16 protein-coding genes are annotated in these 14,847 nt (G+C 64.3%); 4 read left to right on the top strand and 12 right to left on the bottom strand.

The features are described from left to right. Nucleotides 1-93: 93 nt before the first annotated feature. From TRP66_RS00905 to nikA, 5 genes are read right to left on the bottom strand one after another with little or no spacing between them, the layout of a single operon-like run. Nucleotides 94-897, bottom strand: coding sequence for an ATP-binding cassette domain-containing protein (locus TRP66_RS00905; RefSeq protein ID WP_333399877.1), 804 nt, complete (start codon nucleotides 895-897; stop codon nucleotides 94-96). Then, the gene (locus TRP66_RS00900) at nucleotides 894-1,667 is read right to left on the bottom strand and encodes an ATP-binding cassette domain-containing protein (protein WP_333399436.1); all 774 of its coding nucleotides are present in this window, start codon (nucleotides 1,665-1,667) and stop codon (nucleotides 894-896) included. The genes TRP66_RS00905 and TRP66_RS00900 overlap by 4 nt, the downstream gene beginning before the upstream one ends. Beyond that, nucleotides 1,664-2,506 carry a nickel ABC transporter permease subunit NikC gene (nikC, locus tag TRP66_RS00895; RefSeq protein WP_333399435.1) on the bottom strand — a complete coding sequence of 281 codons (843 nt, stop codon included), beginning with the start codon at nucleotides 2,504-2,506 and terminating at the stop codon, nucleotides 1,664-1,666. The genes TRP66_RS00900 and nikC overlap by 4 nt, the downstream gene beginning before the upstream one ends. After that, on the bottom strand, nucleotides 2,503-3,444 hold the full coding sequence (gene nikB / locus TRP66_RS00890) for a nickel ABC transporter permease subunit NikB (protein WP_333399434.1): 942 nt from the start codon (nucleotides 3,442-3,444) through the stop codon (nucleotides 2,503-2,505). Before nikB ends, nikC begins: the two co-directional genes overlap by 4 nt. Further along, the gene (gene nikA, locus TRP66_RS00885) at nucleotides 3,444-5,030 is read right to left on the bottom strand and encodes a nickel ABC transporter substrate-binding protein (protein WP_333399433.1); all 1,587 of its coding nucleotides are present in this window, start codon (nucleotides 5,028-5,030) and stop codon (nucleotides 3,444-3,446) included. The genes nikB and nikA overlap by 1 nt, the downstream gene beginning before the upstream one ends. Nucleotides 5,031-5,119: 89 nt before the next feature. On the opposite strand from nikA, the gene nikR reads away from it, so the two are divergent. Further along, nucleotides 5,120-5,539, top strand: coding sequence for a nickel-responsive transcriptional regulator NikR (nikR, locus tag TRP66_RS00880; RefSeq protein ID WP_333399432.1), 420 nt, complete (start codon nucleotides 5,120-5,122; stop codon nucleotides 5,537-5,539). A 23-nt stretch (nucleotides 5,540-5,562) separates the two neighbouring features. On the opposite strand, the gene TRP66_RS00875 is transcribed toward nikR, so the two are convergent. The 3 genes from TRP66_RS00875 to TRP66_RS00865 all read right to left on the bottom strand — a co-directional run bounded on the left by TRP66_RS00875 (nucleotide 5,563) and on the right by TRP66_RS00865 (nucleotide 7,872). Then, on the bottom strand, nucleotides 5,563-6,741 hold the full coding sequence (locus TRP66_RS00875) for an MFS transporter (protein ID WP_333399431.1): 1,179 nt from the start codon (nucleotides 6,739-6,741) through the stop codon (nucleotides 5,563-5,565). Nucleotides 6,742-6,835: 94 nt separating this feature from the next. Beyond that, nucleotides 6,836-7,234, bottom strand: a complete 399-nt coding sequence (locus TRP66_RS00870) for an ester cyclase (protein ID WP_333399430.1) — start codon at nucleotides 7,232-7,234, stop codon at nucleotides 6,836-6,838. Between the two features lie 17 nt (nucleotides 7,235-7,251). Further along, nucleotides 7,252-7,872 carry a LysE family translocator gene (locus tag TRP66_RS00865; RefSeq protein ID WP_333399429.1) on the bottom strand — a complete coding sequence of 207 codons (621 nt, stop codon included), beginning with the start codon at nucleotides 7,870-7,872 and terminating at the stop codon, nucleotides 7,252-7,254. A 141-nt stretch (nucleotides 7,873-8,013) separates the two neighbouring features. Here TRP66_RS00865 and TRP66_RS00860 point away from each other — a divergent pair, with 141 nt between their 5' ends. Beyond that, nucleotides 8,014-8,394 carry a RidA family protein gene (locus tag TRP66_RS00860; protein ID WP_333399428.1) on the top strand — a complete coding sequence of 127 codons (381 nt, stop codon included), beginning with the start codon at nucleotides 8,014-8,016 and terminating at the stop codon, nucleotides 8,392-8,394. Between the two features lie 160 nt (nucleotides 8,395-8,554). Here the strand turns inward: TRP66_RS00860 and TRP66_RS00855 are convergent, their stop codons facing one another. Together TRP66_RS00855 and grxB are read right to left on the bottom strand one after the other, a co-directional pair. Beyond that, nucleotides 8,555-9,307 carry an SDR family NAD(P)-dependent oxidoreductase gene (locus TRP66_RS00855; protein ID WP_333399427.1) on the bottom strand — a complete coding sequence of 251 codons (753 nt, stop codon included), beginning with the start codon at nucleotides 9,305-9,307 and terminating at the stop codon, nucleotides 8,555-8,557. A 24-nt stretch (nucleotides 9,308-9,331) separates the two neighbouring features. After that, nucleotides 9,332-9,964 (bottom strand): glutaredoxin 2, encoded by a 633-nt coding sequence (grxB, locus tag TRP66_RS00850; RefSeq protein WP_333399426.1) that lies wholly within the window; start codon nucleotides 9,962-9,964, stop codon nucleotides 9,332-9,334. Nucleotides 9,965-10,242: 278 nt separating this feature from the next. On the opposite strand from grxB, the gene TRP66_RS00845 reads away from it, so the two are divergent. Continuing rightward, nucleotides 10,243-11,997, top strand: a complete 1,755-nt coding sequence (locus TRP66_RS00845) for a glycoside hydrolase family 15 protein (protein ID WP_333399876.1) — start codon at nucleotides 10,243-10,245, stop codon at nucleotides 11,995-11,997. Between the two features lie 49 nt (nucleotides 11,998-12,046). Here the strand turns inward: TRP66_RS00845 and TRP66_RS00840 are convergent, their stop codons facing one another. Both TRP66_RS00840 and TRP66_RS00835 read right to left on the bottom strand, forming a co-directional pair. Further along, a complete protein-coding gene (locus tag TRP66_RS00840; RefSeq protein ID WP_333399425.1) occupies nucleotides 12,047-13,153 on the bottom strand; it encodes a Gfo/Idh/MocA family protein in 1,107 nt (368 codons plus the stop codon). A 115-nt stretch (nucleotides 13,154-13,268) separates the two neighbouring features. Beyond that, nucleotides 13,269-14,222 carry an AraC family transcriptional regulator gene (locus TRP66_RS00835; protein WP_333399424.1) on the bottom strand — a complete coding sequence of 318 codons (954 nt, stop codon included), beginning with the start codon at nucleotides 14,220-14,222 and terminating at the stop codon, nucleotides 13,269-13,271. Between the two features lie 177 nt (nucleotides 14,223-14,399). Between TRP66_RS00835 and TRP66_RS00830 the strand changes: the two genes are divergently transcribed. Then, a complete protein-coding gene (locus tag TRP66_RS00830) occupies nucleotides 14,400-14,840 on the top strand; it encodes a hypothetical protein (protein ID WP_333399423.1) in 441 nt (146 codons plus the stop codon). Nucleotides 14,841-14,847: the final 7 nt, after the last annotated feature.

Below are 14,847 nucleotides of genomic sequence, written 5' to 3'. Positions count from 1 at the left end.
GGCGCGAAGGGTTGATCTAGATAGTGCCGTGCAGCCAGTAGAGGCCAGGCGCTCTCCCGGGATGCGAAAGTAAACAGCAATCATTCTTGTTAATCAAGCGTAGCTTGCGGTGCGATGTCGCTTGATGTCGGCAGGCTCGCCTGGCAGCACCGCCGCCTCCAGCAATTGCCCGGCGGGGTGGGCGAAGCGCATGCCTGGCGTGACCGCTCGATCCTCGACAATGCTGCCGTCGGCAAGCAGCAGCACCCGCTGGCAGAAGTACCGCACCAGACTCAGGTCATGGGTGATGAGCAGAAACGCCGTGCCCAATCGTTCGCGCAGCTCTGTCAGCAGTTCAAGCATGTGCAGTTGCAGCGTGCGGTCCAGGTTGGAAAGGGCTTCGTCGAGGATGATCAGCCGTGGCTCTGCCGCCAGCGCCCGCGCGATGCCCGCGCGTTGCAACTGGCCGCCGCTGAGCTGCAAGGGCAGCTTGTCGGCATCCGCGGGATCGAGCTGGACCTGTTCCAGCAGCCCGGCGACTCGCTGTGCACACGCTTGCACGTCCAGGCCGCGCAGGTGACGCAGCGGCTCGGCAATGCTCCAGCCTACACTGAACCTCGGGTTGAAGGCGCTCGGCGCATCCTGAAAGACCATCTGAACAGCCCGCAGGAACGCCTGGCCACCGGCCTCGGCGCGGCCGTCCCGGAACAGAATCCGACCTTGCTCCGGGCGCTCGACGCCCATTAACAGGCGGGCGAGGGTACTCTTGCCGCTGCCGCTCGCGCCCAACAGGCCGACAGACTCGCCTTCGCGCAGGTCGAGGTCCAGGTCCCGCAATACTTGCACGCGCTGCTTTCTGCTCAGCAGACCCCCTCGGGTGTAGCCGTGAGCCAGGTCCTGCGCGCGCAACAGACTCATCGCCATGCGCGTCCTCCGGAAAGTGTTCGGTGGGCGTGCAACAAGGCCCGGGCAGCGGCGCTTTGCGGTGCCTCGAAGAGTTGCCGCACTTCACACTGTTCGATGACACGGCCATGTTCCATGACCGAGACATGGTCGCAGCAGCGGGCCACCACCCCCATGTCGTGAGTCACCAGCAATACGCCCAGTTGCCGTTCGGCGGCCAGACGTTCAAGCAATTCCAGAAGCCGCGCCTGCGCTACCACGTCCAGATCGGACGTCGGTTCGTCCGCCAGCAGGAAACGGCTCTCGGCAAGCAAGGCGAGGGCGATCATCATGCGTTGCAGCATGCCGCCGCTGAGCTGGAAGGCGTAGGCTTCCAGCAGGCGTTCAGGCTCTTCGAAGCCCACGGCGCGCAGCGCATGGTCTGTGCGGTCGCGCGCCTCGCTGCCCTTGATACCTCGTACTTTGAGGGTTTCCATGGTGTGCTGGCGCATGCTTCGTACCGGATTGAACGCGCTGCGCGGGTTCTGCAGGATCAGCGCGACCTCCGTGCCGCGAACCTGGCGGGGCGATACAACCCGGCCATCGATGCTCAATGCGCCGGACACCCGGCGGACGCTGTCTGGCAGCAGATCCAGCATGCCCAGGCAGGTCAGGGATTTGCCCGACCCGCTGGAGCCCACCAGCGCGCTGATGCGCCCGGCATCCAGGGTCAGATCGACACTGTCGACCAGCATTCGCGAACCATGGGCAATGCGCAGTGCCTGCAAGCTCAGTTGACTGTTCATTCCCGGACCTTTGCATGCAGGGCCGGATCGAGGCGGTCGCGCAGCGCGTCGCCCAGCAGATTGAAGGCCATCACCGAAAAGAAAATCATCAGGCCGGGCCACAGCATCAGTTGCGGCTGCGTCCAGATGAACTCACGGGCATCATTGATCATTACGCCCCATTCCGGGGTGGGCGGGCTGACGCCCAGGCCCAAAAACGATAGGCCGGAGACGTGCAGCATCATATGGCCGATGTCCATGGAGGCCAGGACCAGCAGTTGCCCGGCAACCGTCGGCAGAATGTGCTGACGCATGCGCGCCAGGCGCGAGGCGCCGGCCAGCCGTGACGCGAGTACGTAGTCGCGGTTACGCTGGGCGATCACCATGCCGCGCACCATGCGCGCATACCACGCCCAGTGGGAGAGGGCGATGGCGATGATCACGTTGGTCAGGCCGGTGCCGAGCAGCGAGATCAGGAAAAACGCCAGCACCAGTGTCGGAAAGGTCAGGAACATGTCGCACAGGCGCATCAGCACTGCGTCCACCTTGCCGCCCAGGATCCCGGCCAATCCGCCGACCCCGATCCCGAGCGCCAGCACCAGGATCAGCACCATCAGCACGCTGCCCAGCGACAGGCGGGTGCCGACCATCAGCCGTGACAGCACGTCGCGTCCCAGGTGATCGGTGCCCAGCCAATGGCTGGCGTCAGGCGGCAGCAGGCGCTGGTCGAGGCTGACCAGAGTCGGGTCGTGGGGCGCCAGCCATGGGCCCAGCAGTGCGAGCAGGAGCAGAACGCCGACCATCGCGCAGCCGATGCTCAGTCCGAGTGCGGGCGCTCGGCCCAAGGTCATGGTGCTCATGCGGGAACGCCTGCCAGTCGGGTGCGCGGGTCGAGCCAGGCATGACAGATGTCGACCAGCAGATTGCAGACCACCAGCAGCGCGGTCAGCAGCAGGGTGAAGCACTGCATGACCGGGTAATCGCGGTTGAGCACCGCGCCGACGGCGAACCGACCGATGCCTGGCCAGGCGAAGATGGTTTCGATGACCAGCGCTCCGCCCAGTAGTTCGCCGATGTGCATGCCGGTGGCCGTGATCAGCGGCATCCAGGCGTTGCGCAGGATGTGTCCACGCCACACCTGGCCTTCGCCCAGCCCGCGAGCGCGGGCATAGAGCACGTGACGCGATTGACTGGCGTCCAGCAGGCTCGCGCGCAACAGACGCGCATTGATCGACATGGACATCAGCGCGATCGCCAGGACCGGCATGACCAGATGCGCCGCGCCGCCCCGGCCAAGCGGCGGCAGCCAGCCCAGCCACAGCGAGAACAGCGCGATCAGCCCCAGCGCCAGCCAGAAATTGGGCATCGAGACGCCGATGAAGGTCACCAGCCGCACCAGATGATCGGGCCAGCGATCGCGCCAGCGGGCGGCGGCCAGACCCAGCGGGATGCTCATCAGCAAAGTCATCGCCAGCGCCAGCCCGCCCAGCTGGACAGTGGCCGGCAGGTAATACAGCAGATCGTCCAGCACCGGGCGGCCGGTGACATAGGACGTACCGAAGTCCAGATGCAGGGCGTTCCACAGCCAGGTCAGATACTGCTCGGGTAAAGGGCGGTCCAGGCCCAGTGTCTGGCGGGCTTCATGGAGAGCCGCATCGGTGGGCGGTATCTGCGACAGCCGCAGGTAGTCCAGCGCGGGATCGCCGTTGCCCAGATGCAGCAGGGCGAAGACAATCAGTGACACGCCGAGCAGCACGGGGATCAGCGCCAGCAGGCGCAGCAGGATATACCGCAACATCAGCGAGCGCCTTCCGCTGCCGGATGCATCCGCTCGAACGGCACGTCGAATAGCGTGCTGCCGAATTCGACGTTCTTGACGGCGGGCGCGCTGACGCTAATGGCGGTAAGATAGGAAATCGGCAGATACACTGCCTGTTCATGCAGCGTGGTGAGAATCTCGCGGTAGCCGTCCACCCGCGCCTGTTCTTCGGTGCTGGCCAGCACCTCGCCGATCCGCCGGTCGATGGCGTCTTTCATCGGCAGGCCGCGCTGGGCCATGTAGTCGGCATGGCCCGCGTAGCGCATCGAGCTGACGAAGGAATGCGGGTCGTAGGGCGCGCCCCAGGTGTCGCCGAAGATCATGCCGAAACGGCCGTCGCGCTGGCGCTGCACCAGCGCGCCTTCTTCTTCAGCGCGCAGCTGCACCTCGATGCCCACTTTCGCCAGCTCGCCCTGAATGATTTCGGCCAGGCTTTTCTGCAGAGCGCTGGTGCCCAGGAAACACAGTTCGATGAGCAGCGGCTGGCCGTTCTTCACCAGAGGGCCCTGATCGTTAATCGTCTTCCAGCCTGCGGCGGCCAGTTTTTCCCGGGCCGCAGCCAGGTTGTAGGGCAGTGGCTTCAGGTCCAGGTCGGCGTAGGGCATGTTGCTGGAAAACAGGGCATCGGCCCGCGGTTCGAGCCCGTGCAGCACTTTGGCGATCAAAGTATCCTTGTCGACGGCCTGATTGATCGCCTCGCGTACTGCCAGTTCGTTGGTGGGCGCCAGGCCGGTGTTGATCGCGACGGCGCGGGTCGCCAGCGGAGGAGAAATGGCGGTGGCGAAGCCAGCGTCACGCAGGCGGACGAAGGTGCCGGACGAAATCTCGCCTTCGGAACCCTGGATCAGGTCCAGTTCGCCGGTTTGCAGGGCGATGGCGCGACTGTCCGGATCGGAAATCACCCGCACGCGCACCTGGTCATAGGCCGGGCGCTGTCCCCAGTAATGTTCGTTGCGCTGGAACAGGTCGTATTCGCCGCGCCGGCTGTCCGCCAGCTTCCAGGGCCCGGTGCCGACTGGCCGCCCCGCCTTTGCTCCGGGCGCGGCGAAACGCAACGGGCGCACCTGAGCCAATTCCAGCAGGGTCGGGTAATAGGGATGCTTGAGTTTCAGAATGAGGGTGTGGGCGTCGGGTGCTTCCACCCGGTCGAGCGTGGCGACCAGTTCCATCCACTGGTGACGCTGACTGTTTTGCAGCACCGCATCCAGATTGGTTTTGGCAACGGCTGCATCGAAGGGCGTGCCGTCGCTGAACATGACGTTGTCGCGCAGTGTGAAGGTGTAGGTCTTGCCGTCCGGCGACACGTTCCAGTGCGTTGCCAGCCACGGCTCGACCTTGCCCTCGGCGGTGTAGCGCACCAGCGGTTCGTAGACCATGGCCTGGGCGTACATCTGGTTCGGGGAATAGCCGCGCGGATCGAGCGGACCGGCGTTGACCGGCCACGAATAGGTCAGGGTCGTGCGGTCGTCGTCGGCATGCGCCTGGCCGCCGATGCCGATGCCGATGCTCAGCCACGCGGCCAGCATCCAGCCGCCCGGCTTTCGTTTCGTCGGTGACTGCTTCACACTCACATCCCCCAAATGATGGCGGCATAGAATATTCATCAGAGCGTATGATGTCTACGGAAAAACCTCATACCTGCAGGGCGTCAACGATGCAAAGAGTCACCATTACTCTGGATGAAGATCTGCTGGCCGCCGTTGACCGGCGCGTGGAAGAGCATGGCTACCAGGGACGCTCCGAAGCGATTCGCGATCTGTTGCGGGCCGGGTTGCTGGAGCCCGCGGCGGGCGACCCCGGGGCCGAGTGCGTGGCGACCTTGACTTACGTCTACGATCACCACACCCGGGAACTGTCCAAGCGGCTCAACAACACCTTTCACGCCCATCACAACCTGACGATGTCGACGCTGCACGTGCATCTGGATCACGGCAACTGCCTGGAAGTCTCGGTGCTCAAGGGGCCGACCGGCCGGGTGAGTGAACTGGCCCGTCACATCACGGCCGAGCGCGGCGTGCGCCACGGCCATGTTCAGATCATTCCGGTGGAGAAGGGAGAGCACCGGCACGACTGAGGAATCGGAGCAAGCGAGGCGGCTCAGGCGCAGCCGCGCGCCATTTCTCGCTGTCTCCAGGGACGCGCCAGACTCAGCAGGCCCAGCAAGGCCATGCCGGCGCCAACCCACAGCGGAGCGCGCAGACCGTAGCCGGCGTCGATCACGCTACCGCCCGCCCAGCTGCCAAATGCCAGACCCGCAGTGATCACCGACGTGTGCAAGGTGTTGACCAGCGCCGCCGGTTCGGCGGCTTTCATGACGCGCGCGACCATCGCCGGGTTGAGCGCGACCCCGGTCAGGCCCAGCAGGATGAAGCACGCCAGATTCAGCCACTGGTGGTCTCCAGCCAGGGCGAATCCGCCCAGCGCCAGCACCATCACCGCCAGACCCCAGGCCACCGCCGGGATCGTGTGACTGTCGGCCACCCGGCCCACGATCATGTTGCCCAGCAGGTTGGCGACGCCGTACAGCGCGAGCAGCGGGGCGATGTGCGCCGGCGCGATGCCGACCTCCTGGATCAGGATCGGCGTGCAGTAACTGAACGCGGCGAAGGTCGCGCCGATGATCAGGCCGCTGGTGATATACGCGCCCCACAGGCTGCGGTTGCGCAGCGCTGCCCACTGGCGGCGCAGGTCCGGCTCGCTACCCGCTTCGGCGGCGGGCAGACGGCTGGCGACCAGTGCGGTGCACAACAACGCCAGCGCCACCACCAGCCAGGAGCTGGCGCGCCAGCCGTAATGCTGCTCGGCCCAGGCAGTCATCGGCACGCCGGCGACCGGCGACAGCATCAGGCCCGCGAGCACGATGGCAATCGCCCGGCCCCGGTCTTTCGGAAGGACCAGACCGGCACAGAGGGTCATGCACAGCCCGATGCAGGCGGCGCTGGAAACACCCATCAGAATTCGCGCCAGGGCAAGCACTTCGTAACTCGGCGCGGCCGCGGCCAGCGCTCCGGAGGCGACATACATCGCCAGCAGCCCCACCAGCGCGCGCTTGTTGCTGATGCCGCGGGACAGCAGCATCACGGTGACCGGCGGGCCGCCCAGGGCCATGCCCAGCGCATACAGCGCGATCAGGTTGCCGACCTTGGCCAGGCTTACGGAAAAGGCCGCGGCGAGCGCCGGCATCATGCCGGCGACCATGAATTCGGCGGTCACCAGGGAAAAGATCGTCAACCCCAGCAGGTAGACAGTGGAAGGCAGTTTGGAGCGGGTGGTCATCAGGTGCCTCAGGCAAAGCAAAACCCGCCAGCCTAGGGACTGTTTCACGAATGGTCAAATCAGCATTGGGGTCGGAGCCGCGCGCGGAGGCGAGTCAGGAGGCGCCGAGCTGGGCCTCGATGGCCGTTTTGTCCAGCACCGACCACACCCTGGCGATGCGGCCCTGGTGAAGTTCGTAGAAAACGTTTTCAGCAAAGCACACGCGGCGGCCGTTCACCGGCAGCCCGAGGAAGGCTCCGACCGGCGAGCAGTCGAACCGCAGGCGGCTGGCAATGTTTGCGCCTTCGCAGACCAGCAGCTCAATGTTGAAGCGCAGATCGGGAATGTCCCGGTAATCCTGACACAGCATCGCCCGGTAACCGTCCAGACCCAGTGGCCGGGCGTTATGCGTTACACCGATCGCGACGTAATCCCCGAGCTGGTCCCAGTCCTGGGCATTCAGGCAATCGATGTAGGCCCGATAGAAACCGGCCAGTTGTTGAGCGGATGACATGCCGGCCTCCCACGTTTTCAACGTTTGCTCCGCGCCAGGCGCGCAGCGAAAAGGACAAAGATCATGCCGGTGGTCCGATCCATCCAGGTGATGACCTTCTCGCGACGCAACACGCCGGCCAAGGGACGGGTCGCGGTGATCAGGGTGATCGACCAGAGCATGCCGATCAGCACGTGGATGGCGACAAGACTGAACGTCCAGGCCACCAGCGGCTCACCTTGAGGAATGAACTGGGGCAGGAAGGACACGTAGAAAATGCCGATCTTGGGGTTGAGGATGTTGCCGGTCATTCCCTTGACGAACCAGTTGCTGTCCGGCTTGCCTTCGGCTTGCGCGGCACCCAGCGAGGTGCGCGGTCGTAGCAGCATGTTCGCGCCCAGCCAGCACAGGTACGCCGCGCCGCAGTATTTGAGGACGCTGAACGCCAGCTCCGACACGGCGATCAGCGCACCCAGGCCAAATGCCACCGCGGCGCCCCAGATCAGGCATCCGGCGTTGATGCCCATGGCGGCACGAAGCGCCTGTTGCCGACCTTCGACCGTAGCGGTTCGCAGCACCAGCGCGGTGTCGAGTCCAGGCGTCAACGTGAGCAGGGTGGCGGCGAAGGTGTAGGCGATCAGGTTGTCGGCGATGGACATGGCGGCGAGGCTTGAAGTGGATGTGGTTGCACGTTAGCACAGGCGCCGATTCGGCGAACGCAATGTCCGCAAAGCCGGCCAGGCGCGGTAGACTCCGGATCCGACTTTGCAACTCTGTATTCACTTCAACCGAGAGGCCCCATGGCGAATTCCGATATTACGTTCATTCCGGACCCTGACTCCGATTCCATCTCCTCCGATGTCGCCGGCTTCGGCAGCCTGCTGGTTTCCACGCAGATCCCGACCCGTCCTGATGGCAGTCTGGAACTGGGCGATATCGTCGCGCAGAGCGAATGCACCCTCCGTGCACTCAAGGATGCGCTGGAGCGGGCGGGAAGTTCCATGGATCGCGTGCTGCACCTGACCATCTACCTGACCGACATGGCAGACCGCGCCGCGTTCAACGAGGTGTATCAGCGGTTTTTCGCCAAGCCCTGGCCGGTCCGCGCGGCGGTGGGCGTCTCCGCGCTTGCGGTCGAAGGCATGCGCGTGGAAGTCACTGCGATGGCTGCCAAAGCCTGATACGCCGATGTGTGGCTTCATGCGTTCAGTCGCGAGCAAGCTCCCTCCCACAAGAGCCGAGCGTGTGGGAGGGAGCATGCTCGCGACGAAGGCGACACGGTCTGTCAGGTAACCCGGCTGCGAGCAGCCCTTCCCGAGGCTTTTCAGCGGTGTAAAGGCATCAGAACTGCACGCCCTTGGTCAGGCCACCATCGACCAGCAGGCTGGTGCCGGTGGTGAAGCTGGCCGCGGGGCTGGCGAGGAATACCGTGGCACGGGCGACTTCTTCGGGGGTCGCCATGCGGCCCAACGGGTTGGCCGCCAGGCACTGGGCAAAGGTATCCGGATCGTTGCGCTCGATATCGCCCCACACGCCGTCGGCGAAATAGACGTTGCCCGGCGACACCGTGTTGACCCGGATGCCGTCCGGCGCATGGCGCGCCGAAAGCGTTTTGGCGTAGTGCAGCAGCGCGGCCTTGAGCACGCCGTAAGGCTCGGCGAACATGTCCACCTCGCGCCCGGACACGCTGGAAATCATCACCACCGAAGCGGCGTCCGACTTCCGCAGGAATGGTAGAGCCGCCTGAAACATGCTGACGCTGCCCAGCAGGTCGGTATCGAACGCCCGGCGCCAGGTCTCCAGGTCACTGCCTCCCGCCAGGGCACTGACATTCGGCACCAGGATGTCGATACCACCCATGCGCTCAGCCGCAGAAGCGACCCAGCCGGCAACCTGTTCAGGCTGGGTCACGTCCACGACCGAGCCGAACGCCATATCGCCGAATACGGCTTCGGCGCTCGCCACGCCGTCGGCACTGCGGGCGCAGAAGGCGACTTGCGCGCCTTCGTCGAGAAAGGTCTGCACGATGGCCCGGCCAATACCGCGCGAGCCGCCGCTGACCAGCACGCGGCGTTGGTTGAGTCCCAGATCCATGGTTGTCTCCTTATCGGTGTGAAGTCATTTGGCCTGATCGAACAGCAGCGGGACGCCGGTCTGTCGAGCCAGGCGATCCATATAAGCGCGCACCGCCGTCGGGAAGCGCAGCCCCGCAACAATCGAGAGTGAGCGCAGGATCGGCCACAAGGTAATGTCCGAGTAGCCAACGGCGGTTCGACCTTCCAGCAGGGGCGCGAGCGCCTCCAGCCGACCGTTGACGTCATCCAGCAGCTCCGGCGTCCGGGCGCGCAGGGCGTCGAGGTCGCCAAAGGCTTTTTCTTCACGCAGGCGATAGGCTTCACGGGCTTGCGGGGTCGCCAGTTCGGCGAAGTCGCCTTGGGTGAAGCGCGGAATGAACAGTTTGAGGGCAGGGGACCACGCGTCCTTGCCCCAGGCATCCAGCGCCGGATCCTGCGGCGCAGTCAGCATCGGCGTGCCCAGACCGTCGATATAACGCACGATGTCCAGGCTCTCGCCCATATGGCTACCGTCTTCTCTGGTCAGGATAGGTACGGCTTTCTTGCCGATCAGCCGCGTCGGGGTGTCGGCATCGCCTTCCATGATCACTTGTGTTTCGACGGGCAGCCCCTTGAGGCCGAAGATCATCCGCGCGCGGGTGCAGAAAGGGCAATGTTCGTAGATATACAGCTTCATCGAGTTCCTCTTTTCATGAACGGTCGCGCTTGCGAACCCTGTTTTTAGGGAATGCGCGGGGGTTTTACAAAGGGTTTATTTTCATCGGTCGATGAATCCGGACCATCAATCAAACGATGCAATTACCCCGAACGATACCGGTTTAGAGCAGTCGGTAGCTAACGGGCGGCGAATGGATCGGCGCTCTTTCATCTTTACTTGCGCTGTGGGGGCTCATGAATAAACCGCTAGTCGTTACCCAACAACAGGGCACGCCTGTGCGTGACGAACAGGGCTACCTGCCGCTGGAAAACTACGGTGCGCTGGGCGACGGACGCTCGGTGGCGCTGGTGGGCTGGGACGGTTCCATCGACTGGTGGTGCGTGCCGCACATGGATTCGCCGCCATTGTTTGATCGGCTGCTGGCGCCCGACACCGGCGGATACTTCTCCGTGACGCCGCAACAGCCTTATACCGTCGAGCGCCGCTACCTGCCTGACAGCAACGTGCTGGAGACGACATTCATCACTGCCGACGGGCGTGCCCGTGTCACCGAATCGCTCAACAGCGGCCCGGCGGGCCGGTTGCCCTGGGCGGAGCTGGCGCGACGTGTCGAGGGTGTCGCAGGCCAGGTGAGCTTCGAGGTGCGCATCTGCTTCGGCACCCAGGCCGACACGGTCTGCCCGTACTTGGCGCCGACCGGCAACGGCACAGTGTTCCACGCCGGCCGGATCCTGGGCATGTTCCTGCACGGGGAGAACCTCGATATTGAGGAGGAGGGCGATCTGGGCGTCGTTGCGACCCTGACGGTGAGCGAGGGTCAGCGCGAGATCCTGGCGATCATCGCTGGCCGCGACGAGCCTCTGGTGGTTCCGCCGCTGGACCTGATCGATGCCCGTATCGACGGCTCGGACCGCGAATGGCGGCAATGGACGGAAAGCCTGACCTACGATGGCGAATACAAGGGGCTGGTGTCGCGCAGCGCCCTGGCGCTCAAGCTGCTGTTGTCTTCGCCAAGCGGTTCGATCATGGCCGCGGCCACCACCTCGTTGCCCGAACGCATCGGCGGCGACAAGAATTACGATTACCGCTTCGCCTGGATCCGCGACGCGAGCTACACCATAGGCGCCTTTCTCAGCATCGGCGCGCAGCCTGAAGCCAAGGCCGCTTTTACCTGGCTGATCCACCGCCTGGGCGAGCACGGCCCACACGTCTGCTACACCCTGGACGGTGCGCTGGCCAGCGGGTCGCGGCAGATCGATCTGCCCGGCTACAAACAGTCACCGCCGGTGGTCGGCAACGACGCGGCGGGACAGGCGCAGCACGGCATCTACGGCGACATTTTCGAAACCGCGCGGTGCTTCGTCGATTCGGGGAACATTCTCGATGCGCCGAGCGCTACCGTTCTATCGAACCTGGCCGACCAGTGCGCCGACAGCTGGCGGCGCAAGGACAGCGGCATCTGGGAGTTGCCCGAGCAGCAGCATTACACGATGTCCAAGGTCAGTTGCTGGCAGGCGCTGAGCCGGGCAGTGGAACTGGCAAAAGCCGGGCATTTGCCTACCACCTGTTGCGAGCGCTGGGATCGCGAGCGCCAGCGCATCGCCGACTGGATCGATGAGCATTGCTGGTCCGAGAAACGTCAGGCTTACGTGTTCCATGCGGGAACAGAACGGCTCGATGCGTCGCTGGCGCTGGCGGTACGTTTCGGCTTTCCGCGCACGGACCGGCTGAAAAGCACGCTCAAGGCGATCCAGGACGAGCTGGGTTGTGGCGCGTTCCACTATCGCTACAGCGAGGTGCATGAGGAGGAAGGCTGTTTCCTGGCCTGCACCTTCTGGATGGCCGAGGCGTGGGCCTTGCTCGATCACCATGACACAGCGACCGAAATATTCCTGGCGGCTATCAATGGCCTGGATCGCGGTGTCGGCATCTACTCGGAAATGGTCGATCCGCACAACCGACAATACCTGGGGAATCTGCCGCAAGGGCTGACCCATCTGACACTCATGTGCGCGGCTACCGCGCTGTCAGGCTGCAAGCCGCTGCGCTGATCCAGCGGTGCGCGCTTGCATCTCTGGCAAAGCGCGCACCCTCGACGGATTATTCTGTCGGCGATTCAGTGTCGATAAAGTCCGGCACCTCGGCCAGCGGGTAATCACGCCGCTGCGCGCGGCTCACCGGGCGCTTGGCCGGCAAGGGATCGAGCTTCTGCGGCTGGCCCGAAGTCAGCGCGCGCTCGATGGCGTCGATCACTCGCACGTCCCGCCAGCCTTCCTCGCCATCCGGCTCGGGCGCCTGGTCGTTGAGGATGCAGTCGGAGAAGTAGGCCGTCTCGCCGGCGAACTGATCCACCACAGGATGCTTGTGCACCTGAGTCTGATCCCCGATGGTTGCGGTGTAGGTGATGGCGACGCCGTCGCCAAAGCCGAAGCAAGGTGTCGCATCGATCTGGCCTTCGGTGCCCAGAAGCTGGAAGCGCTCGCTGCTCGGCAGGCTGTAACTCACAGTGAACTGCGCCAGGCGCTCGTCAGGGAAACGCAGGGAGACGGTCACGGTGTCCGGCGTGCTCATCTTGCTGCCCGGCGTATGCGTACCCATTGCGCTGACTTCGATCGGCTCGGCACCGAACAACTGACGCACCATGTTCAGCGGGTAAGGCCCCATGTCGGGCACGGGACCGGCGGCGAAGCCGTGCTCGGTGCGATGGTTGCTGGCCTTGACCGTCTGCGTGAAGGTCGAGGTGAACAGCCGCGGATCGCCGAATTCTCCGTTGTGAACCCGCTCGATCATCTCCAGGGTTCCCGGTTCGCAGTGCAGCCGGTAAGCGATCATCAGCTTGGCGCCCGAGCGTTTCGAGGCTTCGATCATCGCCTGGCAATCGGCTTCATTGGTGGCCATGGGTTTTTCCAGCAATACATGGATACCGGCTTCGAGCGCGGGCACCACGAACTGCCGATGCAGGAAATTGGGCGTCGCGACATAGACTGCATCGACTTCTCCGGAAGCGAGCAGGCTGGCGTAGTCGTCGTAGCTGTAGCTCTTGAGTCCGTACAACTGAGCGAGTTTGTCGGCTTTTACCGGATCGCCGGTCACCAGCGCGGTCATGACAGAGTTCTGCGTCTGGCCGACGCCGGGCATGAAAGCACCCTGGGAAATGGATCCGCCCGCTACCACGCCGTAGCGGATTTTGCCGTCTGAACTGGGCATTCCAAAGCCTCCTGTCGGTGGGCAGTCGTTTGCCTGCCCTCGGTAAAGTGAGCCTTGCGCGTACGCCTGAGTTCAATCGAATTGCGCGTCCTAGACGCTTCAGGGCGGTCTGGCCTTAGCGGACGCCCGTTTCCTGTCGCGGTGAACAGCCGAAGCGTGCCTTGTAGGCATGGGCGAAGTTGGTAGGGCAGCGGTAGCCGACCCGCCAGGCAATCTGGGCGATCTGCAGGCGGCCTTCACGCAGCAGCAAGCGTGCCGTTTCAAGGCGTCGGTCACGCAGGTAATCGAGCATGGTCAATCCGAATTCGGCCTTGAACAGGCGGCGCAGGGTAGTCTGGCCGACGCCGAGCCGGCGCGCCAGTTCCTCGCTGGATGGCGGCTCGTCCAGATGGTTGTCCAACAGATTGCGTGCTTCATGGGCCAGGTCGCGCCCGGCGCGGTGCGGAGGGGCGGCCCGGACAGGTGTTTCGCGCAGATGCGTCGCCAGTTCGACCAGCATGCCCAGCGCCAGACTTTCCCGATGCAGCCGGCCTAGCGCGCCTTCGTAGGGATTGTGATACAGCGAGTGCAGAAGCGAGCCGAGTGCCTGACAGCGTTCGAATCGATGAGTACGGGTGGGCGAGCGCTGCAGGTCGAGCAGCGCCTGTAGCGAGCCTTGTTCGTGATCGTCCAGCTCGCGCAGCAGGCTGGCGGAGACCCGTAGCCCGGCCATGCGCGCTCGGGCATTGGCCGGCAGCCGGTCGATGGCCTCGGTCGCTTCATCCAGACCCAGCACCAATGGCGCGCCGGGGCGGTAATGATGATCGCGGCCCTTGATCCGGTGAGTCCACTCGCCATCCAGCACTTGCACCAGGCACAGGCTTTCCGGCAGCACCTTGGCGATGTGCAGCGGCTCGGTCAGGCGCAGATCGCAGGTGAAGCTCTGCATGCCGTCGCGCACGCTCTGCGCCTGATAATGCCCCAGCAGGCCGCCACTCACCTGACGCGCATCGAGGATGCCCGCGCGCTGCAGGGTCTGGCTGCCGTCGAAGTTCACCGCGACGTTGCGATAAGGGGTCCACCTGGGCATTGACAAGGCAATCCGTGAGCACGAAAACAAGTGGCCATCATACCTTGAAGCGACCAAAAGCTGTGAGCGGCGGCCGATTGTTGTGTGCGGCGGCCATGTCAGTTGTTCAAGGGCCGCGCGGGCGGAAAACTGGCGGGTCTGGTGCAACACCGCATGACCATACAGGAAACCGCTTACATGAAGACTCTATTCAAGACCCTTGCCTGCACGTTGTTTCTGGCCACGACCCTGGGCAGCGCACCGGTCGGTGCTGAAGAACGCCCCCCGGTGGCTGACAAGGTGGTTGCGTATCAGGGCGAGGGCGGAGTCAAGGTCTGGACTCTGCGTATCGGCGAACGCTCGGCCAATCAGGCGTTGGTTCAGGTAGAAGGCGTCGACCACGACTGGAACATGAAAATCCGCAAGATGGACGTCGAGAAGTCTTCCAGGGGTACCCGTTACGCCACCGAAGTGGACGGCCAGCGTTTCGTGGCCCTGAGCGTGCAGGATGGCTACGGCGAGCTGTACCTGCCGGGCGAATCGCAAGCCGTGCGCGTGTATTCGGACAGCAGCCTGGGTGAGCAGGGCAATGCTCAGTATTTCCTGACCGACTACCTGAACCAGAGCGACGCACAGTAACCCGCAG

It is taken from the genome of Pseudomonas sp. JDS28PS106 (genome assembly GCF_036706555.1).
GTDB lineage: Bacteria > Pseudomonadota > Gammaproteobacteria > Pseudomonadales > Pseudomonadaceae > Aquipseudomonas.
This window is presented reverse-complemented; position numbering and strand designations above follow the sequence as displayed.

Bases quoted from the DNA above. Each gene is read 5' to 3' on its own strand.
- TRP66_RS00905 (WP_333399877.1), bottom strand. From the start codon at position 897: ATGAGTCTGTTGCGCGCGCAGGACCTGGCTCACGGCTACACCCGAGGG.
- TRP66_RS00900 (WP_333399436.1), bottom strand. From the start codon at position 1,667: ATGAACAGTCAACTGAGCTTGCAGGCACTGCGCATTGCCCATGGTTCG.
- nikC (WP_333399435.1), bottom strand. From the start codon at position 2,506: ATGAGCACCATGACCTTGGGCCGAGCGCCCGCACTCGGACTGAGCATC.
- nikB (WP_333399434.1), bottom strand. From the start codon at position 3,444: ATGTTGCGGTATATCCTGCTGCGCCTGCTGGCGCTGATCCCCGTGCTG.
- nikR (WP_333399432.1), top strand. From the start codon at position 5,120: ATGCAAAGAGTCACCATTACTCTGGATGAAGATCTGCTGGCCGCCGTT.
- TRP66_RS00875 (WP_333399431.1), bottom strand. From the start codon at position 6,741: ATGACCACCCGCTCCAAACTGCCTTCCACTGTCTACCTGCTGGGGTTG.
- TRP66_RS00870 (WP_333399430.1), bottom strand. From the start codon at position 7,234: ATGTCATCCGCTCAACAACTGGCCGGTTTCTATCGGGCCTACATCGAT.
- TRP66_RS00865 (WP_333399429.1), bottom strand. From the start codon at position 7,872: ATGTCCATCGCCGACAACCTGATCGCCTACACCTTCGCCGCCACCCTG.
- TRP66_RS00860 (WP_333399428.1), top strand. From the start codon at position 8,014: ATGGCGAATTCCGATATTACGTTCATTCCGGACCCTGACTCCGATTCC.
- TRP66_RS00855 (WP_333399427.1), bottom strand. From the start codon at position 9,307: ATGGATCTGGGACTCAACCAACGCCGCGTGCTGGTCAGCGGCGGCTCG.
- grxB (WP_333399426.1), bottom strand. From the start codon at position 9,964: ATGAAGCTGTATATCTACGAACATTGCCCTTTCTGCACCCGCGCGCGG.
- TRP66_RS00840 (WP_333399425.1), bottom strand. From the start codon at position 13,153: ATGCCCAGTTCAGACGGCAAAATCCGCTACGGCGTGGTAGCGGGCGGA.
- TRP66_RS00835 (WP_333399424.1), bottom strand. From the start codon at position 14,222: ATGCCCAGGTGGACCCCTTATCGCAACGTCGCGGTGAACTTCGACGGC.
- TRP66_RS00830 (WP_333399423.1), top strand. From the start codon at position 14,400: ATGAAGACTCTATTCAAGACCCTTGCCTGCACGTTGTTTCTGGCCACG.